The 22,254-nt window shown below is 38.3% G+C and carries 25 protein-coding genes; 6 read left to right on the top strand and 19 right to left on the bottom strand.

What is annotated here, in order from left to right; genetic code table 11:
• Positions 1–15: 15 nt before the first annotated feature.
• From ACO052_RS01920 to ACO052_RS01890, 7 genes are all read right to left on the bottom strand, one after another.
• Entirely contained in the window at positions 16–2,730 is a 2,715-nt protein-coding gene (locus tag ACO052_RS01920) for a phosphoenolpyruvate carboxylase (protein ID WP_422106330.1), read from the bottom strand.
• Positions 2,731–2,947: 217 nt separating this feature from the next.
• Complete coding sequence (locus tag ACO052_RS01915; RefSeq protein ID WP_422106329.1) at positions 2,948–4,015, bottom strand: L-dopachrome tautomerase-related protein; 1,068 nt, start codon at positions 4,013–4,015, stop codon at positions 2,948–2,950.
• 37 nt (positions 4,016–4,052) lie between these two features.
• Entirely contained in the window at positions 4,053–4,760 is a 708-nt protein-coding gene (locus ACO052_RS01910; protein WP_422106328.1) for an SDR family oxidoreductase, read from the bottom strand.
• Position 4,761: 1 nt separating this feature from the next.
• Positions 4,762–5,811 carry an alpha/beta hydrolase gene (locus ACO052_RS01905; protein WP_422106327.1) on the bottom strand — a complete coding sequence of 350 codons (1,050 nt, stop codon included), beginning with the start codon at positions 5,809–5,811 and terminating at the stop codon, positions 4,762–4,764.
• Position 5,812: 1 nt separating this feature from the next.
• Entirely contained in the window at positions 5,813–6,355 is a 543-nt protein-coding gene (locus ACO052_RS01900) for a nuclear transport factor 2 family protein (RefSeq protein ID WP_422106326.1), read from the bottom strand.
• Position 6,356: 1 nt separating this feature from the next.
• Positions 6,357–6,809 carry a nuclear transport factor 2 family protein gene (locus tag ACO052_RS01895; protein WP_422106325.1) on the bottom strand — a complete coding sequence of 151 codons (453 nt, stop codon included), beginning with the start codon at positions 6,807–6,809 and terminating at the stop codon, positions 6,357–6,359.
• 226 nt (positions 6,810–7,035) lie between these two features.
• Entirely contained in the window at positions 7,036–7,944 is a 909-nt protein-coding gene (locus ACO052_RS01890) for a helix-turn-helix domain-containing protein (RefSeq protein WP_422106324.1), read from the bottom strand.
• A 113-nt stretch (positions 7,945–8,057) separates the two neighbouring features.
• Between ACO052_RS01890 and ACO052_RS01885 the strand changes: the two genes are divergently transcribed.
• Together ACO052_RS01885 and ACO052_RS01880 are read left to right on the top strand one after the other, a co-directional pair.
• Entirely contained in the window at positions 8,058–8,498 is a 441-nt protein-coding gene (locus ACO052_RS01885; RefSeq protein ID WP_422106323.1) for a lipocalin family protein, read from the top strand.
• A 56-nt stretch (positions 8,499–8,554) separates the two neighbouring features.
• The gene (locus ACO052_RS01880; protein ID WP_422106322.1) at positions 8,555–8,986 is read left to right on the top strand and encodes a TerB family tellurite resistance protein; all 432 of its coding nucleotides are present in this window, start codon (positions 8,555–8,557) and stop codon (positions 8,984–8,986) included.
• Positions 8,987–9,032: 46 nt separating this feature from the next.
• Here ACO052_RS01880 and fbp read toward each other — a convergent pair whose 3' ends face one another.
• On the bottom strand, positions 9,033–10,040 hold the full coding sequence (fbp, locus tag ACO052_RS01875) for a class 1 fructose-bisphosphatase (protein WP_422106321.1): 1,008 nt from the start codon (positions 10,038–10,040) through the stop codon (positions 9,033–9,035).
• A gap of 262 nt (positions 10,041–10,302) precedes the next feature.
• Here fbp and ACO052_RS01870 point away from each other — a divergent pair, with 262 nt between their 5' ends.
• From ACO052_RS01870 to ACO052_RS01855, 4 genes are read left to right on the top strand one after another with little or no spacing between them, the layout of a single operon-like run.
• Positions 10,303–10,779 (top strand): GNAT family N-acetyltransferase, encoded by a 477-nt coding sequence (locus tag ACO052_RS01870; protein ID WP_422106320.1) that lies wholly within the window; start codon positions 10,303–10,305, stop codon positions 10,777–10,779.
• Positions 10,779–12,029, top strand: coding sequence for an aspartate kinase (locus ACO052_RS01865; RefSeq protein ID WP_422106319.1), 1,251 nt, complete (start codon positions 10,779–10,781; stop codon positions 12,027–12,029). The genes ACO052_RS01870 and ACO052_RS01865 overlap by 1 nt, the downstream gene beginning before the upstream one ends.
• Before the next feature lie 20 nt (positions 12,030–12,049).
• A complete protein-coding gene (locus tag ACO052_RS01860; protein ID WP_422106318.1) occupies positions 12,050–13,879 on the top strand; it encodes a GNAT family N-acyltransferase in 1,830 nt (609 codons plus the stop codon).
• Positions 13,869–14,870 (top strand): carboxypeptidase-like regulatory domain-containing protein, encoded by a 1,002-nt coding sequence (locus tag ACO052_RS01855; RefSeq protein WP_422106316.1) that lies wholly within the window; start codon positions 13,869–13,871, stop codon positions 14,868–14,870. Before ACO052_RS01860 ends, ACO052_RS01855 begins: the two co-directional genes overlap by 11 nt.
• 47 nt (positions 14,871–14,917) lie before the next feature.
• On the opposite strand, the gene ACO052_RS01850 is transcribed toward ACO052_RS01855, so the two are convergent.
• The 11 genes from ACO052_RS01850 to ACO052_RS01800 all read right to left on the bottom strand — a co-directional run bounded on the left by ACO052_RS01850 (position 14,918) and on the right by ACO052_RS01800 (position 22,209).
• Positions 14,918–15,403, bottom strand: a complete 486-nt coding sequence (locus tag ACO052_RS01850) for a hypothetical protein (protein ID WP_422106315.1) — start codon at positions 15,401–15,403, stop codon at positions 14,918–14,920.
• Positions 15,404–15,448: 45 nt separating this feature from the next.
• Positions 15,449–15,991 (bottom strand): hypothetical protein, encoded by a 543-nt coding sequence (locus ACO052_RS01845; protein ID WP_422106313.1) that lies wholly within the window; start codon positions 15,989–15,991, stop codon positions 15,449–15,451.
• A 51-nt stretch (positions 15,992–16,042) separates the two neighbouring features.
• A complete protein-coding gene (locus ACO052_RS01840) occupies positions 16,043–16,429 on the bottom strand; it encodes a VOC family protein (protein WP_422106312.1) in 387 nt (128 codons plus the stop codon).
• A 123-nt stretch (positions 16,430–16,552) separates the two neighbouring features.
• Positions 16,553–17,008 (bottom strand): DUF1801 domain-containing protein, encoded by a 456-nt coding sequence (locus tag ACO052_RS01835; RefSeq protein ID WP_422106311.1) that lies wholly within the window; start codon positions 17,006–17,008, stop codon positions 16,553–16,555.
• Between the two features lie 20 nt (positions 17,009–17,028).
• Complete coding sequence (locus ACO052_RS01830; protein WP_422106310.1) at positions 17,029–17,535, bottom strand: DUF4199 domain-containing protein; 507 nt, start codon at positions 17,533–17,535, stop codon at positions 17,029–17,031.
• A gap of 103 nt (positions 17,536–17,638) precedes the next feature.
• Positions 17,639–18,049: a response regulator transcription factor gene (locus ACO052_RS01825; protein WP_422106309.1), complete on the bottom strand. Its 411-nt coding sequence runs from the start codon at positions 18,047–18,049 to the stop codon at positions 17,639–17,641.
• Positions 18,050–18,058: 9 nt separating this feature from the next.
• Complete coding sequence (locus ACO052_RS01820) at positions 18,059–19,036, bottom strand: 2-hydroxyacid dehydrogenase (protein WP_422106308.1); 978 nt, start codon at positions 19,034–19,036, stop codon at positions 18,059–18,061.
• 106 nt (positions 19,037–19,142) lie between these two features.
• Positions 19,143–19,541, bottom strand: coding sequence for a cupin domain-containing protein (locus ACO052_RS01815; RefSeq protein WP_422106307.1), 399 nt, complete (start codon positions 19,539–19,541; stop codon positions 19,143–19,145).
• A gap of 26 nt (positions 19,542–19,567) precedes the next feature.
• Positions 19,568–20,959 carry a magnesium transporter gene (gene mgtE / locus ACO052_RS01810; protein ID WP_422106306.1) on the bottom strand — a complete coding sequence of 464 codons (1,392 nt, stop codon included), beginning with the start codon at positions 20,957–20,959 and terminating at the stop codon, positions 19,568–19,570.
• An 86-nt stretch (positions 20,960–21,045) separates the two neighbouring features.
• The gene (gene rsmA / locus ACO052_RS01805; protein WP_422106305.1) at positions 21,046–21,828 is read right to left on the bottom strand and encodes a 16S rRNA (adenine(1518)-N(6)/adenine(1519)-N(6))-dimethyltransferase RsmA; all 783 of its coding nucleotides are present in this window, start codon (positions 21,826–21,828) and stop codon (positions 21,046–21,048) included.
• Between the two features lie 51 nt (positions 21,829–21,879).
• Entirely contained in the window at positions 21,880–22,209 is a 330-nt protein-coding gene (locus ACO052_RS01800) for a DUF4286 family protein (protein WP_422106304.1), read from the bottom strand.
• Between the last annotated feature and the right edge of the window lie 45 nt (positions 22,210–22,254).

Raw genomic sequence — 22,254 nt, 5'->3', positions numbered from 1 at the left:
GGCATTTGCATGCGATCACCCTGTACTTTTTAATCCGCCTGAAAGTGCGTTGACCAAAAGTAAAAGTTGTAATAAATAAGGTTCACTTTCTGGGGAATCAACGGCTCTCAGTTCGCGCCATTTCTTAATATAATCCAGCTGAATGCTGTGCAGTGCTTTTAAAGACGCATCCCTTAACTTTTTATTTTCTGTTGCGGCGACCCTTCTTGTATCAGAGGACTCTCCCATAATATCTTGAATAATCTCGAGACACTTCTCAAAGTCCTCAAGCACTAATTGCATCAGTGCTTCTTTAGTACTTTTGTCCTCGACCATTTCAGAAAAAAGGTGCATTATTTCTGTATCGACATTCAATAAGTTGGTCTCAACCTGAATTAATAAGTACTTAAAGAAAGGCCACTCCTTTGCTAGTTTTTGCAGTCTACTATAATCTTTGGGATTTTGCTTTCTAAAGGTTTCGAACGCTTCTCCCATACCAAACCAACCGGTGAGATTGAATCTGGATTGGCTCCAGCTAAATACCCATGGAATAGATCGGAGATCGTCTAGACTTCGCTGACCTGTGCGTCGCGCTGGCCTTGAACCGATTTTACTTTGCTCCAAGACATCAATAGGTGTCACCTTAGAATAAAAGGGAATAAAGTTAGCATGGTCAATGAGCGTTCTGTATTTTTTTCTGGCCAAGTCCACCATCGTGTTCATGATATCATAAAGTTCAGCATCTTGATGGCCGTCACTTTTAATTAGAGCTTGTCTTGCAGTTCCCGCAGTAAACATCTCCAAATTATAGGTGGCCGTAAGACGATTGGCAAACTGATTGGCAATGGTTTCGCCTTGAACGGTCATTTTTATTTTTCCGCTCATGGCAGTAGCTGGCATACTATCTAAGAAACGATGAATTTTTCCACCACCACGACTTGTTGTTCCTCCACGACCATGGAAAAAACATAAATCCACACCAAATTGATCTCCTACCTTTGTGAGGTTTTCCTCTGCCTTGTAGATATTCCAGCGACTTGTTAAGATGCCTCCATCTTTATTACTGTCACTATACCCTAGCATAATTTCTTGGGTAAATGTTGATGAGGCTTTAATCTGTTTTTGCAGTACGGGATGGCTTAAATAATCAGATAAGATGTCAGGTCCAGCAATTAAATCTTCGATGGTCTCTAACAAGGGTACTACAGGGAGACGAACATCCTGTAAGCCGACTTCCCTTAGAAGTACAAATACTAATAGTAAATCGCTTAGGCTACGTGTCATACTTACAATAATAGAGCCAATACCGTCAGTACCGTATTTATCAATATAATGTTTCACAGCACTTAAGTAGCCTAATACATTATTAGCCTCTATTCCGCATGAAGTGCCTGAAACTAGAAAAGGGCGATGACTCTCCAATTCTTGGTTTAAAAACGCCAGCCGCTTTTCTTCATCCCATGATGCATAATCCGAATCTTCAAAGCCTGCCTTGACCAATATTTGAGTGATGGCCTTTTCATGATAGGTGCTATTATTTCTTATATCTAATTTCGCTAAGTGGAATCCGAAGCAACGCACTAAGCGTTCAACAGGAAAAAGCGTTTGTTTGGCAATTCGTTCGGCCCCTAAATCGACGAGCAGCTGTCTTAACTTCCTAAGCTCCTTAGCCAAATCATTGGCATTCTTAAAGTAGCTGCCTTCACCAAGATCGTATGTTTCTTCTATGGTATGATCCAATTTTACCAGAAGTAGATTAACATATTGACGCAATGGTTCTGATGGATTTCTATCCAATGCTTTTTGACCTGGGACTCCGAAGAAATGTCCTTGATCCTCAATCTCTTTTAAAAAGGTTTCAGGGAAGGGAACACGATACTCCGAGAAACTAAGTTTTACGGTTAGTTCTATGAGTTGGTTGCGGATCATACCAAGTGCAGCCTTTCGGTGTAACTCAAGTGTGGACTCAGTAAACTCTGGGGTGACATAAGGATGACCATCTCTATCACCTCCAACCCAACTTCCAAAATGTACTAAGGGGAAATGCTCTGGCCATTCCAATAACTCCTTTGAAAAACCGAAGGATCTCCATGCTTCTTTTAGACGGTCATCAGCGAGGTTTACGGCCTCGGGAAAGACATTTACAAAATAATGCATCAGGTTATTGCGTTCGTCCTGAAGTCGTGGCTTTTCCAAATATATTTCACCTGTACGCCACCAACGCTCCATCAAACTAATAATCTCCTGTTTCAGACTTTCTTGTTCAGCATTGGACCATTTTGGGTTTTCTTTTTTGACGAGCAAGAGATAGAACTCCCTGTGAATGTTGAGTACCGTAAGTCGTTTCGCTTCCGTTGGATGCGCTGTTAGCACCGGCATAACACTCATGTTCTGCAATGTTTTGGCTATAGTCTCTTGGCTAAGCCCCTTTTCTTTCCACTGGCTTATGGCTTCGCCCCACGACCCTCTAGTGGATGCTATACCAAGTTGGGTTTCCGCTTGTCGCCTGTATTGAGTGGCTGAATTTTCTTCAACCAAATTCAATAGCTCAAAACAAATGCCTGTCGCCTGAATAAACTTTTCATCGGAGTGGTGTTTTATCTGTGTTGTTTTGGATGTTCCAAAAGGAAGACTTTCCGCCAAATCTTTTTCGCCTATGGAGATCAGCATTTCCTTGAACAATGTAACGAGGTCTTCAAAGTCGGAATGAATTTTTTCAATACCCTGCTTTTTAAGCAATTCTAACGTCATATCTTTTCTATTATTTAAAGGAATTTAACTGCATTTCTAACAGAAATGCCTATTTAAAATTTGACTGATGAAAATAAAAAAATAAGAGCGAAAAATAAACTCCCTTAGGTTAAGAAATAATGAAAAAGTCACTTTGCGGGGAAGCGTCTCTCTATGGGACTATAAAACCCAAGCTCATAGTAACAACTGCCTTTTAATTATTGACTATTACTAGGGTCTACTCCTCAGTCAAGTGGATTTTATTTACAGTAAACACCAAATTGGAAATATCTCCAGCGGCTTCATGAATTCTTGAATTCGTATAGTAAAGATCATCATCCTCAACACTAAACGTATCAGCCCATTTTATGCTGTCGCCTTCGAGTAGTGTAGAAACCACTTTGGATTTTAAATCCATCTGCAAGATTTTATGTTGTTCCAAATCGGCATAGTACAACATGCCTTTATGGACAATCATGCCGTCGGGGGCAGCAGTTTTAGCAACCAGCTCAACCGAGTTTTCAATGTTTTGTTGGTCGCCATTGATTAAAGTATCTACCGGAATAGCATATAGATTGTAACCTGTCAAGGCATGATAATATAGCGTGCCCGTTGTGGCATCAAAAGCAATACCATCTGAATGGACACTATTATTCCAAGTCTTACCATCAATAGTTAAAAACGATTGCTCACTACTTGTAGAGGGATGATCATCCAACACACGTTTTGCTTCACCCGTTTTTAAACTAAGTACTAACAAACCTGAATTGCCTGAATCGGTACAATAGACATAGCTGCTTTGGTTGTCAATACGAATATCGTTGATATAGGAATCCTTGTGATAGGCTTCTTTTGGTAACTTATAGGTCTTGACTAACTGATTGGTGTTTAAATCAAAAACAAAAATGACAGGCTGCTCGATTACTCCTTGAAATAGAGGGTTTCGGGTGTCAATGACATACATCAGGTTGTTGGATGCCACCACAGATTGTACACATACAAAGGTAGAATCCGTTACAGGTTGTCCAAGCTCCCAACTGTTCCATTGTTCATTGGGGTAGGCCCTAAAGTTGTCATTTTCCCCAACTTCTGCTACAGAATATCTGATGTCTTTTCGCCACCTTGGAAAGTTGACGAATACACGATGGTTACTTACAGTCACCCCAGTAAGTTGTTGTCCTGTGATAGAAGTGATTTCCGTGATTTTAGCCTTCGGTGCTTTGTCTTCTTTTGCTTGAGTTTTTGTATCATCCTTACAAGCAAGCAGAAGCATTGAAAAAAGGATAAGCGTTACAATTTGCTTCATTTTTGTAAAAGTTAAAAAACACTTTGAAATTAGGCAATTAATAGGCTATTTCAGTTCTGTTTCTAAAAAATTTTCCTGTTGGGCCATGACTATCAGACAAAGCAGCCCAAATAATAGTGTCTGCGCCTTCTTCAGGACTTTTGGTCGCGCTACTTCCTCCCATATCCGTACGTACCCAACCCGGGCATACCGCATTTACACGAATGTTATAGGACTGTAGTTGATTTGCCAATTGTAAGGTTAATCCATTCAAGGCTAATTTAGATAAGCTATAACCTGGTGTGCCTCCGGTTTGAGCATCCAGAGCTCCAGCGCCGCTACTTACATTGACGATATTAGCTCCATGATCGCTTTTTTGTAAGAGCGGTAACAGAGCTTGAATCAACTGCCAAGGGCCATACATATTGGTCTCAAAAGTGGTACGAACTTCTTCTAAATTGGCATTAAGGGCATTATGCCATGTGTCATAATTAATACCCGCGTTGTTGATGAGGGCGTCAAGTCTACCGAATTCGGTGTCTACGAAATCAACACAGGCGTGGATACTTTCTAAACGGGTAACATCTAATTGACAGTATCTAAGGTCTCCATATGATGAGAGTTGCTCAATGCTGGTTTTACCATTGGCTTCAGAACGACTTGTGGCTATGACCGTTAGTCCCTTTTGAAGTAAACCTTTAGCAATAGCAAAACCGATACCTCTATTGGCACCGGTTACTAAGGCTATTTTATTTAAATGTTTCATTTTAAAGGAATTTATGGAAAAACGCGCTTGTTTTTTCAACCGCTAAATCGACTTCTTCTTTTTGGTCGTAGAATGCAAATTGGTGCATTGGCGACCCTAGATCAGTGTCTACCCATACCAATTCCTTATTTTTAGAAGGTACGGCTTCGAAATACTTTTTGGTGTAATCTGGCAATACACAACCATCAGAATGTACCATAAATAGTGGCTTATTTAATTGAGCAGCCGATGGGAACGGATCCAGAGTTAACCAATCTTCCCAAGTGGCCACGGCAAATTGATCAGCACTCCATTGTGGAATGGCGCCACGCTCAGGATTTAAGTAATAATCGAACTCACCAAACATAGCCGCTGTAGAATCGGTGGTTGAAATGGTTTTGATATAAGTGAATTCTCCCGTTTTGGCATAGGTCTTTTTAGCGGCTTGGGCGGCAGCTTTACGCTGTTGTACACCTTCTTCACCACCATAAAAAAGTTTTACGGCTTCATCATCGTGCAGCCAAGACGCTGTTGTGGCAACAGCTTTGATATTGTCATCTTCAGATGCCGCCATTAGGGTATACATGGAACCTGCGCAGACTCCAAAAGCTCCAATATGATCACCATCAACTTCAGGACGTGTTTTTAAATAGGCCACTGCATTTTTGATGTCCTGAATTTTCATGGCTGGATTTTCCCAAGATCGCGGTACGCCTTCGCTTTCGCCATAATTTCTAAAATCGAACGCCAAGGTGATAAATCCATTTTCTGCAAATCGTTTGGCATATAAGCCCGCCATTTGTTCTTTTACGGTAGTCCAGCTACCAGAACTAACAATGGTGGGATAGGTTTTCCCTTCTTCGAAATTTGGAGGATAGTATAAATGACCTACTAGGTTTAAGCCTTCACTTTTAAAATTTACGGTTTTCATAGTTATTGCTGTGTTTTTGTCACCCTGAATCAAGTCCAGAGTCTTATTATTAATTTCTGTTGTTTGTTCGTCTTTCTTTTTTTCTGAATTTCTGCAAGCACTAAGCAGTACGATTGCAGAGAGGATAATTAGTTTTTTCATGTTATTTGATTTTATCTATCAACCCAAAGCCGCGAGCAGCTACAATAGGATTGAAAATTTCTACGTATTCTGTTATTTTTCCATCATTATCAAACTTAAAAGTTGAATAATAATCGTTACTATACACGCCGGCATTATGCTTTAGTTTGATGTGTCCGGTGTATTTCACAAAGACGATGTTTGGATCTTCCATGGCATAGATTTCATCAATAGGAAATGTCATGCCGTCAAAATTGGGGAAGACAGGTGTCCAGTAGTCTCTGATTTCTTCTTTGCCATTGGCCCCTTTCGGAAACAAACCAGAATGATAGGGATTGGTATGCTTTGCATTATGCGCAAATAAATCGACTATGGCATTGACGTCTTCTGCCTCCAAGGCTTTAAAAAATGCTTTAACCGATGCCTTATTTTGTTTTGCTCTATCCATAGTTTTGGTTTGTTGTGTTTTTAATTCCTTGATTTCGTTTTCTAATGTTTTGGTTTGTTCTGAATTAGAACACGACAGTAACACTCCTGTAATTGAAAGTATAATTAGTTGTTTCATTTTAGTCTTGTTTGGCATTTTCTATAGCTTTTTCAATAAGTTTGGTGTTACCATCCTGGTACTTGTAATTGAAGGTCATCGCAGTTATCCTCCAGTTGCCGTCAATTTTTTCTAGATCAAAATCATAGCTTCCAATGACGGTCCAAACGTTGCCATTGTCATCATCTAAATAATGTGTTGCGGTACCATAGCAGTAACTATGCGCTTTGTCACCATTGACTTCAGTGATGAAATTTCCGATTTGATGATGCGTAAATGTGAAGCCGGGTAATACGGTTTTCCAGCCAGAAGTGATGTCTTTTGGTGAAACTTCGACAGCAGGATTTCCCGTCATTGAAGCATAATTCAAAGTCACTTTTGGAGCGAATTGCGCCTCTACTTTAGTCCAATTCCTGTTGTCGGAATTGACAAACATTTTGGAAATGGTTTCTTGAATATTGATCTTGTTTTTCATGTTTTGTGTGTTCGAGATTAATGAAGTTGTCATTAATAAGGTTATAAATAATGTCCTCATCGTTATAATATTTTGATAGTACAAAGATCCGTCAGCTTTCTCAGGAAAAGTTTATGGAATCAAATTGAGAAGTATAAAAATCAAAGACTATTGAATTTTCACTTCTGAACGGTCAGTTCGAGTGTTTTCACGAAGTGAAAATGTATCGAGAACTCTTATTTTAAAACTAATTAGTCTTCCTAAACGAATTTGGAGTTTGGCCCGTGAGTTTCTTAAAAAAACTATTAAAGTTATTGGGCGCATCAAAATGCAAGTTATAAGCAATTTCCTTAATGCTCATTTGGGTTTGAAGTAGATGTGATTTGGCCAATCGCAGAATGTGATTTTGAATATGATTCTTAGCGGTGTGCCCCGTAATTTGCTTTACCGTGGCATTTAAATGGTTTGGGTGCACGGCCAGTTGCTCGGCATAAAAACTGGGAGAATGTGTTTTTTTGTTGGTTAGTATGTTTTCATAAAAGCTAGTTTCGATTAGTGTCTGAAAACGGGACAGTAAGTGAATATCAGCCTTCCTAAACGCTATTTCGGCCTCTTCCTTTTTGACTTGGACATTGAAATAACGTTTTACAAAGTTGAGCAATACCAAGATTTGTGCTTCGATGATGGCTAAAGAATCCTCTTTTAACTGCTGTTGTTCCTCATAAATGGATTCATAAATGGATAACAATTTAGACACCTCATGGGGAGCTACCTTAAATGGAATAGATTGGTCGATCTTTAAAAAGGGGAACTCTTCTAGTAGTTGTTGCATGTGCTTAGAGCCCGTAACAAATTCCTTAGAGAACATTAAATAATACCCTTGCCAATCTGGGAGAATGTCCCAAGAAACGATTTGAAAAGGAGTATTGAAAAATACGGTTGCGCCTTCAGGAAAATTAGAATGGTGACCAGTAATGGCTTTTCCAGAACCTTCCACTTTCATGGCAATGGCATAAAACTCATGTTTAAAAGGTGGCATTTTAGGGACTACTGTGGGCATATTTTCTTCAAAACTCCGGACGTCAAAATACGGTTGCTTTGGCTGAGGGATATTAATAGCCTTACAATAATTTGCTATGGTTTTGAAGTGTTGCACATCTCAAATTTAGGGCTTCTTTACGATTTTAGAGAACTATGCTGAGAAAATAAGGCGATGACATTTTTTGATTTCTTCGATGAGAATGAAAGAATAACTAAAACACATATGATATGAAACAATTAAAACTCACTTTTATAGGATTTGTATTATTACTATGCTCTAGTTGTAGTAATAACGATGACAGCAATGACGGAACACCAGATAATACGAATTATGCAGAACTCATTTTAGGCGATTGGCGACCTACATCCGTATTATTGGATGGTGTACAAGAGGAAGGCCCTTGTGTCTTGGATTGGCGCTTTTCTTATTATAATGATGGTACTTTTGGTTCTGGTCCGGGCGATATGGGCATATGTGGAGGTATAGGAGGAACAGGTCTTTACGAAGTCTCAGGGAATAAAGTGTTTTTGAATTCGGCCATGGGGGATATTGATTTTGAATACACCATACACACTTTAAACGAAAACACGTTCATCTATGAAGAAAAAATTTTCGATGTTGAATTTCCTGATACTAGATTATATACCTGCGAAAAAATAGTCGATTGACCTCATTTTTAAAATCGGATTAACATATATTTGCACCCAAAATTAAAATACAATATATGTCAATTTCAGATTTATTCGAAAGTGGATTTAAGAAGCGAAACGAAGACCATTTTGCTGCTATTGTTAGAGTGGCCATGAGTGATGGAATTATCAATGATGCTGAAAAAGAATTTTTGGATCGTTTAGCCGTTCGTTTAGATGTCACAGAACTCGAATACAAAGCCATTTTAAAGGATTATAAAAGCCATCCTATTAATGCACCACATTCTTATGACAAACGTTTAGAGCGCTTATACGATTTGGCACGCATGGTTTGGGCAGACCACATTGAAGGAGAAAATCAAGTGAGGCTTTTAGAAAAGCTATGTATTGGTTTAGGATTTAATCCTGAAAATGTGAAATATATTGCAGACAAGGCTTTAAGCTTGGTCTACTATGAGGTAGACTTAAATGAGTTTACCGAGAAGATGAAAAAAATGAATCAGTAGCAGAGGCTAAAACTTATAGAAAAGCGAACCATGTGTTCGCTTTTTTTTATGTCGTCTTTTGCATAAATTCTTCAGCCTTTTCCACCATATTCTTGCTGCCACAGATAAAAGGGACCCGTTGATGAAGCTCGGTAGGTTCAATCTCCATAATACGCCTAAAACCATCACTGGCTTTTCCATTGGCTTGCTCGGCCAAAAAAGCCATGGGATTACACTCGTATAGCAAACGCAATTTCCCATTACTGGCTTTAGAACTTTTAGGATACATATAAATACCACCCTTAATCATATTTCGATGAAAATCTGAAACTAAAGAGCCAATATATCTCGAGGTATAAGGACGGTCTCCTTCTTCCTTCTGACAATATTTAATATAATCCTTAATGCCTTGCGGAAAATGGATATAGTTACCTTCATTAACGGAATAGATGCGTCCATCCTCAGGAAATTGCATATTGGGATGGGATAAATAATAGGAACCAATAGCTGGGTTTAGGGTAAAGCCGTTTACACCATCACCGGTAGTGTAAACAAGCATTGTCGAGGTTCCGTAAATAATATATCCAGCTGCGACTTGATTAGTGCCTTTCTGAAGAAAATCTTCTAATTGAACTGGAGTCCCAACTGGCGTTACTCTTCGAAATACAGAGAATATGGTTCCTACCGATACATTAACGTCTATATTAGAGGACCCGTCTAAGGGGTCTATTAAAACCACATATTTATTTTGATGATTTTCATCTTGACTATTAATCGTAATAAAGTCGTCTTCCTCTTCGCTTGCAATACCACAAACAATATTTCTATTGGTCATGGTTTGTATAAACTTTTCATTAGCATAGACATCTAACTTTTGTTGATCTTCCCCTTGTACATTAGTGTCGCCTGCTGCACCGAGAATATCTACCAATCCTGCTTTATTAACTTCGTGATTGACCACCTTTGCCGCTAATCGAATAGAATTAATAAGTCTTGAAAGTTCGCCAGAGGTATATTTAAAAGACGCTTGATTTTCAATGATAAACTCACCGAGCGTTTGATTACGTTGAGACATGAAGTGTATTATTGATTAATTGGCACAAATATCGCATTTTTTAGATAACTACAACGTTTTCGTAATTTAAATAAATTATTATCTAATGTGAGTTTGAATTATAGGTCTTCTATAAAAAACTAAAGCTTGTCTAAAAAGCTACAAATTTTAGTTTTACATCTGTAACTACTGCTTTACTACATTGAATTGTTTTTCCTTAGGTTTTGTTCATTTCCAAACGAAAAAAATCATGTATTTTTGAGTTCTTTTTTAACAAAGAAAGATGAACCAACCGAGACTTGCCACAAAAGAAGATATGCCAAGAGTTTTAGAACTCATTAAGGAATTGGCTGTATTTGAAAAAGAACCCGATGCTGTTGAGGTCACTCTAGATATGCTAGAGTCCGACGGTTTTGGGGTGCATCCTAAATTCACATGCTTTGTTATTGATGTTGAGGGTAAGGTAGAAGGCATTGCCTTAGTCTATATGCGATACTCCACATGGAAAGGAGAAGTTTTGCATCTCGAAGATTTAATAGTGAGTCAATCGCAAAGAGGGAAAAACTTAGGGACCAAGCTCTTGGATGAAGTCGTCAGATACGGTCAGTCGTTAGGCGTAAAACGAATTTGTTGGGAAGTACTGGATTGGAATGAACCTGCCATAAGATTTTATGAAAAGAAAGGGGCAAATGTTATGCGCGATTGGGATGTGGTACAGCTCGATGAAAAAGGAATTGAAAACTATCTAAAGGAACTATAATGCGTGTTTATAAGTTTGGTGGTGCTTCGGTAAAAGATGCCAAAGGGGTGAAAAATTTAGCTACGGTTTTAAAAACAACGGGCTATGAAAACACATTGGTAGTGGTCTCGGCTATGGGGAAAACGACCAATGCTATGGAAGTCGTGATTAAGAATTACTTTGAAAACAAAGATGCCCTGCAAAGTTCCATTCACGATGTCATTAAGTACCATAATGAGATTCTTCTCGATTTGTTCGATAATGAGCGTCATCAGGTATTTGCGTCCGTAAAAGCACTTTTTGACGAATTGGCGCTTTTTTTTAAGCGTAATAAATCCCCAGACTATAACTATGTCTACGATCAGACCATAGGTTTTGGGGAATTGATATCAACGACCATTATCAGTCATTATCTCAACGAAATAGGCTTAAAAAATAATTGGTTGGATGTCCGAGATTATATTAAAACCGATACGTATTACAGAAGGGCCAATGTCAATTGGGAACAAACCCAGGATAGAATTTCGTCGAACTTAAATAGGTCCATCCTCAACATTACTCAAGGGTTTTTGGGGAGTGACGCCAATAATTTTACGACGACTTTAGGCAGGGAGGGTAGTGACTATACAGCCGCTATTTTTGCCTATTGTTTAAATGCCGAAAGTGTAACTATCTGGAAAGATGTACCAGGAGTCTTAAATGCAGATCCACGTTATTTTGAGAATGCACAGTTACTTCACCAAATCTCCTACAGGGAGGCCATAGAGCTTGCTTTTTACGGAGCGTCTGTTATTCATCCCAAAACACTGCAGCCCTTACAGCAAAAGGAAATTCCACTTTATGTAAAATCCTTTTTGAATCCAACAACCGAAGGGACCTGTGTAAGTAAAGGAAAGGCTATAGCGCCAGAAGTTCCCTGTTTTATAGTGAAGAAAAATCAGATTTTGATCTCATTGTCTTCCTTAGATTTTTCATATATCGTCGAAGAAAATATCAGTGATATTTTTAGCCTATTACATCTCTACAAGATGAAGGTTGATGTGATTCAGAATTCAGCTATAAGTTTTTCGGTCTGTATAGATAATATTTATAACAATCGCGATAAGTTACTGCAGCATCTCAAAGCAAAGTTTAATGTAACATGTCATGATAATGTGAGTCTATATACCATTAGACATTACGATACTGCTGCGATCAAAGCGCTTGAAAAAGATAAAACGGTATTACTGAAGCAATTAACACGAGAAACGGTTCAAATCGTAACTAAATAACATTTTACTACATTTGTTTTATGGGGAAATCGTCTGATACAGGGTTAGTCACAGCAAAGGAGGTTGCGAAGGCTATTCATGCAGACAAGTATGGTTTTTTGGGGACATTTTTTGGCTGGATATTAATGAAAGTCCTTAAAATTTCTACTATTAACAAGATTTATAAACGCAACAAACACCTCTCGGATCTTGATTTTCTAAACGCCTTATTGGATGATTTTCAGATAAAATTCGAAATTCCACAAGAAGATTTAAAACGTCTGCCTAAAGATGGTGCCTATATTACAATTTCTAATCACCCACTAGGAGGTATTGATGGGATTCTCTTACTAAAGTTGATGTTGGAGCAACGTCAGGACTTTAAGATTATCGCTAATTTTCTATTGCACAGAATAGAACCTCTAAAACCTTATGTTATGCCGGTGAATCCTTTTGAAGACCGAAAGGATGTAAAAAGCAGCATAACAGGTTTTAAAAATGCCATTATGCATTTAAAGGAAGGGCATCCGTTAGGCGTCTTCCCCGCTGGTGAAGTCTCTACGTATAAAGATGGAAAACTAGTGGTGGATAAACCATGGGAAGAAGCGGCTATGAAGCTCATAAAAAAGGCAGAAGTCCCGGTAGTTCCTATTTATTTCCATGCTAAAAATAGCAGATTGTTTTACCGCTTATCTAAAATCAGCGATACGCTAAGAACAGCAAAATTGCCTTCAGAATTACTAACGCAAAAGCGACGAACCATTAAGGTAAGGATAGGGCGACCAATTAATGTTAAGGATCAAAAAGAGCACGAGGCCTTGCCAGATTTTTCAGATTTTCTAAGACGAAAGACCTATATGCTCTCTAAGAGTTTTGAGGATAAATCAAAGATATTAGACAATCTTAAATCTACGGTAAAGGTTCCAAAACAGGCCAAGCGCATCGTAACTCCAATCGATACTAAGGTGATGATGTCTGAGGTTGAAGGCTTGAGAAAAAAAGATTGCAGGTTATTAGTAAGTAAAAATTATGAAGTGTATTTGGCGTCAGCTAAGAACATGCCAAATATTTTAAGGGAATTGGGACGCCTACGGGAAATTACCTTTAGAGAAGTCGGAGAAGGAACCAACGAAGCTATAGACTTAGATACGTTTGACACCTACTACCATCACATGTTTTTGTGGGACACGGACAAAAACGTAATCGCCGGAGCTTATAGAATGGGATTGGGTTCTCAAATATTTGCGCGTTTTGGTATCAATGGTTTTTATCTTCAGGATTTATTCCGATTTGAGCCAGAACTTTATAAAATGATGAGTCAGTCCATTGAAATGGGACGTGCCTTTATTATTAAGGAATATCAACAAAAGCCAATGCCGCTTTTTTTACTCTGGAAGGGAATCGTGCATACCACATTGCGTTATCCAGAACATCAATATTTAATAGGTGGTGTTAGTATTAGTAACCAATTCTCTAACTTTTCTAAGAGTTTGATGATTGAGTTTATGAAATCACACTACTATGATCCGTATGTGGCGCAGTATGTGCACCCTAAAAAAGAGTTTAAAGTAAAATTAAAAGATGCCGATAAGGATTTTGTTTTTGATGCTACCGAAGCGGATTTAAATAAATTCGATAAGATCATTGATGAAGTAGAACCTGGCGCTTTAAGATTACCTGTATTGCTCAAAAAGTACATTAAACAAAATGCCAAGCTTGTGGCATTTAATGTAGACCCCTTATTTAATAATGCGGTGGATGGATTAATGTACATTAAAATAGCCGATTTGCCAGAAAGTACGGTTAGGCCTGTAATGGAAGAATTCCAGGCCGAGCTAGAGCGTAAATTCACAGATAATCATGACAAGTAAACTATGGTTTTTTTTATTATGTCCTGTGTTTTGTTGGTCTCAGACCTTAACGGGAACGGTTGTGGATGCGAGCACCAATCAGCCTTTAGAAACCGTTTCTATTTACTTTGACAATACGACCGTTGGAACAACCACGGATGACAGCGGTGCATTTTCAATTAGTTATTCAGATGCTATTCAATCGAGCTTGGTCATATCTTATTTGGGCTATGAGAAAGTCATTATTAACGATTATAGAAATCAAACCACACTGCGTATTGCATTAAAGCCTAGTTCGGTAGCATTGGATGAAGTGCATTTGGAATATGACGACGGACTAACCCGAAAACAGAAACTGCGTTTGTTCCGAAAGGAATTTTTAGGGACGTCGAGGTTTGGAAAATCATGTAAAATCTTAAATGAAGATGATGTTATTTTGCGTTATGATAAAAGGAAAAGAGCCTTATATGCCGATGCAAAAGCACCAATTAGGGTTGAGAACAAGGCGTTGAAATACGAAATTGAATACGATCTCATAGATTTTACGGCAAGTTTCAGTTATGTTGACCCTATTGGGAACGAATTTGTGGTGAAAACACTGACCTTTTTAGGAACCACGTTTTACAAAGATCTTGAGGGAAGTGAAAAAAAGAAAACTCAAAAGAATAGAGCTAAGGCCTATAAGGGTTCTGTGCAGCATTTTATGCGCGCGCTTTATAATGAGAATCTAAAAGAGGAAGGCTATTGGATTTTCTATAAAAAGTTTAGAGTTGATGAATGGTCTCATTTTAGCGTGAATGCGGTGGATGATTCAAACTTTAAGGAAGTCACTTTAAAGAATAGAGTTTCCATATTGTTTGATAAAAATCAGCAATCTGAAATACAATTGGAAGTCGATAAATTCTACGTGGACATTTATGGGAATTACTCACCCATAATTGGAGTGTATTTTGGTGGAACTATGGGCGATCAACGTGTGGGAGATACCTTGCCCGCTAACTATGGGTTATAAAAAACCCCAGAATGCGATTCTAGGGCTTCAATATTCTAAGACATCTTTTAAAACCAAGGTTTTTTTCCAACCTGATAAGTGTTGTAGAACTCTTCATCAGATTTGGTCAGGTATATGATTCCCTCAATAAGCCCTATAAGACCAAGAATCCAAATAAGGAAAACGCCAATTCCAACACAAGTTAAAATAGCACCAATTATCCATAATCCTAATAAGATCCCGCCTTCTTTATTGTAGCCAAGGATAAACTTATGAATACCCAAGCCTCCCAGTAGAATACCTAATATTCCTGCTAGTAATTTCTTGTTGTTCATAACTTCTTTAGCACCAGTAGCGAAATCACCTGCAGCCTCTTTAGCATCATCTGCAAACTCAGAGGCTTTTTCTTTAGCATCTTCAGCAAATTCTTTGGCATCGTCTGCAAATTCGCTCGTTTTTTGACTAATCTTTTCTCCGGCTTTTTTGACACTATCCTTAGCATCACCAATCATATCGTTAAGCTCGTCGCCTAAATCTTTGTTATCGTCTGACATTGTTTTATTAGTTTTGGTTAGATTATAAAGTTACTAAAAATGTGCTTATTTTTTACCGAATAGTCTGCTAAAGAATCCTTTAGTTTTTTCTTTGGTTTCGGTGAAGGTCTCTTTCGCATCTTCTGCCAAGTCCTCCAATTTCTCTTCTGCAACATCTGTAAATTCACTTAGTTTTTCACCAGCTTCACTGGCCATCGCTTTAGCTTTTACTTTTGCTTCTTCATAAGTTTCTTTAGCATCTTCTGCAAAGTCTGCTGCTTTTTCTTTTGCGGTATCAGCAAAGGCCTCTAATTTCTCTCCGGCTTCATTAGCAAATACGGTAGCTTTTTCTTTAGCACTGCCCAAAAGCTCTTTAGCATCTTCATTAATAAATTCCGTCGTTTTATCTTTTACATGGTCAAAAACCTCTTTGGCTTCTTCAGCAAGTTCTGCAGCTTTTTCTTTGGCGACATCAAATGCTTCTTTAGCGTTGTCTTTTAAAGTAGCGGATTTATCTCCAGTAGTATCATCAACGGTATTCGTCGTGTCTTCAATAGGTTCTGTTGAGTCGTTTATTTGATCGTCTAAGTTTTTATCGTCTTCTGTCATTTTAAATTAGTGTTTATATATAAGTAGAAGAAACGACAAAATAGTTACGAATTATTTAAAAGCTTGGTCAACAGGCTCCCAGAGCTCTATTTTATTCCCGTCGTTATCCAGTATCCAACCAAATTTTCCATAATCATATTCTTCCATATCCCCTACAATCGTGACCCCTTCTTCTTTTAACGTCGCCAATAAGGCTTTTAAGTTGTCTACCCTATAATTAAACATAAAGTCTTTTTTAGAGGGTTCGTAGTAGTTGGTGTCTTCTGCAAAGGGACTCCATTGTGTAGAACAATCGTTTCCGTCTTGGTCTTTCCACCAAAACGTGCAACCATAGGCATCTGTGTTAAAACCTAAGTGTTTTTTATACCAATCTTTTGATGCTTGCGGATCTTTGGTCTTAAAAAATAAACCGCCGATTCCTGTAACTCTTTTTTTCATATTTCTTGAATTTATTTCGGGATCTTATTAATTGACATCCTGATTTTTGTTCCCATGAAAACTGGGAATCATTTTTAAATTATATTTTAAGATTTCTCGTTTTGACTCGAAATGACTATTGCATTACTTCTTTAAGGCGGTTTCATAAATCTCTATCCATTCTTCAACAGACATTTTCCCTAGAAGTTCTTTGATTAAATCATAAGGGATATCCTCTACCTTCTTAAAGCGCACGCAACTTTTACCCATATCTAGCTTGTATTTAGAATGTTTTGGATATTCAGCTACAAACCAATCGTAAAGCTCTTTTTTGGCATATAACCCCGAGTGATAAAGCGCAATAAAGTTCTTTTGCGATGCTATATTTATAAATGGTAAAGGCGGAAATGGTGCGCAGTGATACCCAGGTGGATAAATAGATTTAGGCACAAAATACGCAGGCATACCATAACCCATACCAGATTCTAAGCCTTTAGGCATATGATCCTTTATGAGTTGATGAAGTTTAGTCATTGGCGCTTTGCGCTCTTCGGGGAGTTGACTGATGTAGTCTTCTGGAGAATCAGCTTTATATTGCATAATTGAGGTGTATTTAGTGTTTATTTTCGTTGTAATATCAATGCGGAAATTATAGAAATTATTAATCCAATCAGGACCACGGTCATAAACATCAGTGCCGCCATAAATCCTGAACCGCCATAATCTTCCATTTGCTTGGTTAATTCAGCCTTTTTGGCGGCTAATTCTTCACCAGAATACAAGGTATCATAACTTTCTAATGTTTTAACCAAATACTCATCCGCAAAATCTGGATTAATAACTGTGGTGTACAAATAGTCCATCAATCCGACACCCAAGCCAACAAAAGCAGAAATTAAGAGGCCCAATACTAGGGCTTTCCCAAAAGATACTTTACCATCATTGACTTTATCCCTGTAATGTTTAATGCCAAAAAAGACAAAAGATAAAGAAGCAATCATCGAACCATATCCGATGATTTCTTGAGCGGTGTAGCTGAGCCCATTTCCAAATGTCAGTGCTAATCCAAAAATAAGGGCTCCTAATATCAAGCCATAGCTACCAAATTTAAGTACTGTGTTTTTCATAATGTTTTAATTTTTAGTTCACAGCAAAAGTAGTTTTAGGTGGTGTTTTGAGGCTCATACTAAAGTACCAATGCATTGGTACTTTAGTCTAAAAGTATTGATTTTAAATGATTTTTAGACTTTTAGCAATTTGAAGTGCCTGGGTCCTACGCTTGGCATTCAGCTTGAGAAGCAAATTTGAAACATGGGTTTTAATAGTGCTTTCGGACAGGAATAAGCGTTCCCCAATTTCTTTATTAGACAAACCCTCAGAAATACATTGTAAAACTTCATATTCCCTTGTGGTGATCTCCAAATCTTTTATTTTATCATGATCAATTTCAGTGGTATCTGTTTTATGTGAATGCAATGTTTTTTTATTGATATAAATACCCACAAAGAAAAATATAATGGCAATGACCGAAACTACGACTTCAGTGCTCAGATCACCTGAAGTAATGGTGTACTTACTAAACTGAAAAAGCAATAATAATGCTAGAATAAGCAATCCAAAAACAAGAATGGTTTTCTTCATGCCTTAAAATTAGCAAAATTTTGCTTTGATTTTGTCGACTATAGTTTGGGCTAATTTAATATTGCTTTCAACCGTCCAACCAGCAACATGTGGCGTCAATAATACATTATCGGCGTTAATAAGGTATTGAAAGGCTTCAGGCAGATTGGTCTTTTTTCCTTTTCGCATCCATCTAAATTTAGAATCTTCCACTTTAAATAGATTTTCGAACGAGGCTTTCTCATATTCCAAAACATCTAATCCAGCACCGAGAATTTTTCCAGATTCCAAAGCATCTACCAAATCTTCCGTAACCACACTTTTACCGCGAGCGGTATTAATCAACCAAAAGGATTTCTTAAAAGCATCGATAAACTTTGAATCGACCATATTTATGGTCAAAGGGGTTTGCGGTGTATGTAAGCTCAGCACATCGGTTTTTTCTTGAAGTTCTTTTAGAGTCACTTGTCTGCAGTGTGCATCACCAACATTGGCTTTGATATCATAGCATAGCACTTCTACATCAAAACCCCTAAGTTTTTTTGCAAAAGCTTTTCCCATGTTGCCATAACCGAGGAGTCCTATGGTTTTTCCATCGAGTTCCAAGCCGCGATTAGCTTCGCGCAGCCATTTGCCCTGTCTCACTTCTCGGTCTGCCTTATTGAGCTTATTAAAAAGCGATAAGAGCATAGCCAAGCTATGTTCGCCGACCGCATTTCTATTCCCTTCTGGTGCTGAGATAAGGTGAACGCCCTTTTCTTCCGCATAAGTACAATCTATATTTTCTAAACCGGCGCCAACACGACCTATGAACTTTAGTTTTGATGCTGCATCTAAAAAGGATGCGTCTATGGTAAAACGACTTCGGATAACAATGCCGTCATAATCCGAAATTTTCGCTTCAATATCCGATTTTGACGAGCTGTAATCCTCATGATTGGTAAAGCCCAGATCATTGAGCTGATTTATCAGTAGCGGATGGTTGCTATCTAGGTGTAATATTTTCATAATTGTCATTCTGTCCCGATAGCTATCGGGATGTTTCAGAATCCTTTTTAAACATTATTGAGATGCTGTCCCGATAGCTATCGGGACAGCATGACAAATAAAACAATTAAATCTTAGGATATTCGGTTTGGGTCCTTTCGTGTTTGACATTTCCTGTATGAGCGGTGTTTAGCTTTTCAAAGAGTAAAAGATGTACTTCTTCATCATTTTTTGTGGATGGATTGTGTTCAACACCTTTTGGTACTACAATGATTTCACCTTCTTTAACCACTTCAGTTCTGATTCCGCCTTCGCTTCCAGCTTCGTCGGACGCCTCCCTAAATTGCATATAGAGTGTACCCTTAACGACCTGAAACAACTCATCTTCATTTTCATGACTATGCCATACGAATTCACCTTTAATTTTCGCAAGGATCACTTGCATATCATCGACTGTTGCTATACGATGTGGATGCCACTGTTTTGAAAACATGGCGTGCTTGTCTTTAATGTTTATTGCCTTCATGCAATAAAGTTACAAAAGGATTTCTATTAAATACCAAGAATTAATTTGGCGATTAACAAATAAATCACAATACCAAAAATATCATTGCTGGTAGTGATAAATGGACCCGTAGCGATGGCAGGATCTATACCACGCTTATCTAAAAAAAGCGGTACAAAAGTGCCGATTAAACCAGCGACAACAATTACGACAATCAAGGATATGGAAATGGCGAGTGCCAAATCAAATTTTTGGGTCCAGATCCAAACAAACAGAAAAAGGAACAAGGATAGAATGACTCCATTAAGGGCGGCGAGGAGCATCTCCTTAATCAAACGGTTATTAATACTGCCTTTAACATCATCATTGGCCAAACCTTGCACAATAATCGCACTCGATTGTACACCAACATTACCGGCCATAGCGGCAATTAGCGGTGTGAATAAAAACAAAATGACGGCTTGCTCGGGTAGAAAGCCTTCAAAATAATACATAATGATAAAAGCACCAACACCACCAACTAGGCCCAAGAATAACCAAGGTAATCGTGCCCTTGTGAGTTCTATAATGCTATCGTCAGAGTCGACATCTTGCGTGATACCAGCTGCTAACTGATAGTCTTTATCGGCTTCTTCCTTTAAGACATCGACAATATCATCAATAGTAATTCTGCCTAATAAGGTTTGGCTATCATCCACAACTGGGATGGCTTCCAAATCGTACTTAGCCATGACCTTTGCCACATCCTCGGCATCATCATTAACATTGACATAGTCGACATTGTCTTTGGAGATTTCAGCAATTTTCTGATCACTGCGTGCTACAATTAAATCTTTGAGCGATAGTCTTCCGATTAATTTCTCCGCTTTATCGACGACATATATGGAATGTACGCGCCTCACTTCTTTGGCCTGCCCTCTAATGCGTCGTAAACAACCTGCAACAGTCCAAGTCTCATAGACTTTAACGAGCTCTTTAGCCATCAACCCACCAGCAGAATTATCATCGTAGGTTAATAATTCTTGGATCTCGGCTTTGTGTTCCTCATCTTCAATTTGCGAGATGACCGCCTCTTGGCGTTCTTCGGGAAGTTCTGCGATAATGTCAGCAGCGTCATCTGTATCTAATTCTTCAACCTCTTCCGCGATTTCTTTGGCAGACAGGTTTTTAAGTATTTTTTCACGGTTGTCCTCGTCGAGCTCTGTAAGTACATCTGATGTAGTCTCAGAATCTAGAAGCTTAATCACATAAATGGCGTCATCAAGATCGAGTTCATCGAGAATTTCAGCAATATCAGCATAGTGAAACTCACTGAGAAGTGTTTTGAGTTCCTTGTCGTTTTGATCCTCAACAAGGATTTCCACCTTTTCAATAAGCTCATCGGTCAGCTGAAATTGTATGTTGTCTTGAAGTTCTTCCACGTGATTTAATGCTGTCATTGCGAAGGTAGAGAAGCAGTCTGCTTAACTAAAAGTAAGGATTAGTTGAGATTGCCACGTCCTTCGTCCTCGCAATGACAAAGGGTTTAGTTTTCGTCTTTTTCAATCAATGACGTCAGCTCAATAAATTGTGAAACGCTTAATTGTTCTGGTCGCCGCCCAAAGATAGCATTTGCTTTTAAATTATCGGAAAGATTAAATGCTTTTAAACTATTGCGCAGTGTTTTTCGGCGTTGCTGAAAACCCGTCTTAACCACTTTAAAGAATAGTGATTCGTCACAAGGTAACTTATAGTTGGGTTTTCGCCTAAGCAATAATACACCTGAATCTACTTTTGGAGGAGGATTAAACACAGATGGTGGCACGGTAAATAAATATTCGGCTTCATAAAATACCTGTGTTAATACCGAAAGAATACCGTAAACTTTAGAGCCTTCCTTAGAACAGATACGTTGTGCCACTTCTTTTTGAAACATACCAGAAAACTCAGGGATCTGCTGTCGCATTTCTAAGGTTTTAAAAATAATCTGTGACGATATGTTGTAAGGGAAATTGCCAATAATAGCAAAAGGTTTTTCTTGAAAGATTTCGGTCAAATTGTATTTTAGAAAGTCTTTTTCGTAGATTCTATCAGCGAGATTAAGGTAGTTATTCTTAAGATATTGGACGGATTCGGTATCGATTTCTATAACATGTGTGGTGATCTCTTTTTTGAGCAAATACTTGGTCAATACCCCCATGCCAGGACCGATTTCCAAAACATCATCATAGCCTTCTAACGATAAGGTATCTGCTATTTTTTTAGCAATATTTTCGTCCCTAAGAAAATGTTGTCCTAAGTGTTTTTTAGCTTTGACTTGGTTTGACATAAGAATAATACGAAAGATTCTTCGATGGCACTTACTCAGTGTAACACAAACTTAGTTGAAATTAACCGAATACTCATCAATAACCTCTAATTCTGTTCTAAAAGCTAGCATTTTATCGGCAAAGCGTTTTAAACCATCACCTCTAAGACGCTCGGCATCTTGGGCATAATAAGCGTCTAAGGCTTCCCTAGAATGCGCCTTGTATTGAATAGAGTAGGTGGTGCCGCCCATGTCTTCTTTTACCAAGACTTTGGTGAGCTTCGCCTCTATAAATTTACCTGTGGCCAAGACTTCTGGAATATGCGCTTTGATCCAAGCGAGCCATTCGTCGTGAACTGAATCATCGATATTGACTGTGACGTTGTATATTATTGGATTCAACTTTAGTTAATTCTTGGCGGCTGAGGCTCTCGAAGCCGCTTTTAT

This window comes from Winogradskyella sp. (genome assembly GCF_965228925.1).
In the GTDB taxonomy this organism is placed as follows: domain Bacteria; phylum Bacteroidota; class Bacteroidia; order Flavobacteriales; family Flavobacteriaceae; genus Winogradskyella.
The sequence above is the reverse complement of the archived record's forward strand: the minus strand, read 5'-3'. Positions and strand labels throughout refer to the sequence as shown.

What these genes read in the sequence shown, in the direction of transcription:
- ACO052_RS01815 (WP_422106307.1), bottom strand. Translation starts at nt 19,541, where the DNA reads ATGAAGGCAATAAACATTAAAGACAAGCACGCCATGTTTTCAAAACAG.
- ACO052_RS01865 (WP_422106319.1), top strand. Translation starts at nt 10,779, where the DNA reads ATGCGTGTTTATAAGTTTGGTGGTGCTTCGGTAAAAGATGCCAAAGGG.
- ACO052_RS01885 (WP_422106323.1), top strand. Translation starts at nt 8,058, where the DNA reads ATGAAACAATTAAAACTCACTTTTATAGGATTTGTATTATTACTATGC.
- ACO052_RS01860 (WP_422106318.1), top strand. Translation starts at nt 12,050, where the DNA reads ATGGGGAAATCGTCTGATACAGGGTTAGTCACAGCAAAGGAGGTTGCG.
- ACO052_RS01910 (WP_422106328.1), bottom strand. Translation starts at nt 4,760, where the DNA reads ATGAAACATTTAAATAAAATAGCCTTAGTAACCGGTGCCAATAGAGGT.
- mgtE (WP_422106306.1), bottom strand. Translation starts at nt 20,959, where the DNA reads ATGACAGCATTAAATCACGTGGAAGAACTTCAAGACAACATACAATTT.
- ACO052_RS01855 (WP_422106316.1), top strand. Translation starts at nt 13,869, where the DNA reads ATGACAAGTAAACTATGGTTTTTTTTATTATGTCCTGTGTTTTGTTGG.
- ACO052_RS01915 (WP_422106329.1), bottom strand. Translation starts at nt 4,015, where the DNA reads ATGAAGCAAATTGTAACGCTTATCCTTTTTTCAATGCTTCTGCTTGCT.
- ACO052_RS01850 (WP_422106315.1), bottom strand. Translation starts at nt 15,403, where the DNA reads ATGTCAGACGATAACAAAGATTTAGGCGACGAGCTTAACGATATGATT.
- ACO052_RS01900 (WP_422106326.1), bottom strand. Translation starts at nt 6,355, where the DNA reads ATGAAACAACTAATTATACTTTCAATTACAGGAGTGTTACTGTCGTGT.
- ACO052_RS01905 (WP_422106327.1), bottom strand. Translation starts at nt 5,811, where the DNA reads ATGAAAAAACTAATTATCCTCTCTGCAATCGTACTGCTTAGTGCTTGC.
- ACO052_RS01880 (WP_422106322.1), top strand. Translation starts at nt 8,555, where the DNA reads ATGTCAATTTCAGATTTATTCGAAAGTGGATTTAAGAAGCGAAACGAA.
- ACO052_RS01895 (WP_422106325.1), bottom strand. Translation starts at nt 6,809, where the DNA reads ATGAAAAACAAGATCAATATTCAAGAAACCATTTCCAAAATGTTTGTC.
- ACO052_RS01845 (WP_422106313.1), bottom strand. Translation starts at nt 15,991, where the DNA reads ATGACAGAAGACGATAAAAACTTAGACGATCAAATAAACGACTCAACA.
- ACO052_RS01835 (WP_422106311.1), bottom strand. Translation starts at nt 17,008, where the DNA reads ATGCAATATAAAGCTGATTCTCCAGAAGACTACATCAGTCAACTCCCC.
- fbp (WP_422106321.1), bottom strand. Translation starts at nt 10,040, where the DNA reads ATGTCTCAACGTAATCAAACGCTCGGTGAGTTTATCATTGAAAATCAA.
- ACO052_RS01825 (WP_422106309.1), bottom strand. Translation starts at nt 18,049, where the DNA reads ATGAAGAAAACCATTCTTGTTTTTGGATTGCTTATTCTAGCATTATTA.
- ACO052_RS01830 (WP_422106310.1), bottom strand. Translation starts at nt 17,535, where the DNA reads ATGAAAAACACAGTACTTAAATTTGGTAGCTATGGCTTGATATTAGGA.
- ACO052_RS01920 (WP_422106330.1), bottom strand. Translation starts at nt 2,730, where the DNA reads ATGACGTTAGAATTGCTTAAAAAGCAGGGTATTGAAAAAATTCATTCC.
- ACO052_RS01840 (WP_422106312.1), bottom strand. Translation starts at nt 16,429, where the DNA reads ATGAAAAAAAGAGTTACAGGAATCGGCGGTTTATTTTTTAAGACCAAA.
- ACO052_RS01820 (WP_422106308.1), bottom strand. Translation starts at nt 19,036, where the DNA reads ATGAAAATATTACACCTAGATAGCAACCATCCGCTACTGATAAATCAG.
- rsmA (WP_422106305.1), bottom strand. Translation starts at nt 21,828, where the DNA reads ATGTCAAACCAAGTCAAAGCTAAAAAACACTTAGGACAACATTTTCTT.
- ACO052_RS01870 (WP_422106320.1), top strand. Translation starts at nt 10,303, where the DNA reads ATGAACCAACCGAGACTTGCCACAAAAGAAGATATGCCAAGAGTTTTA.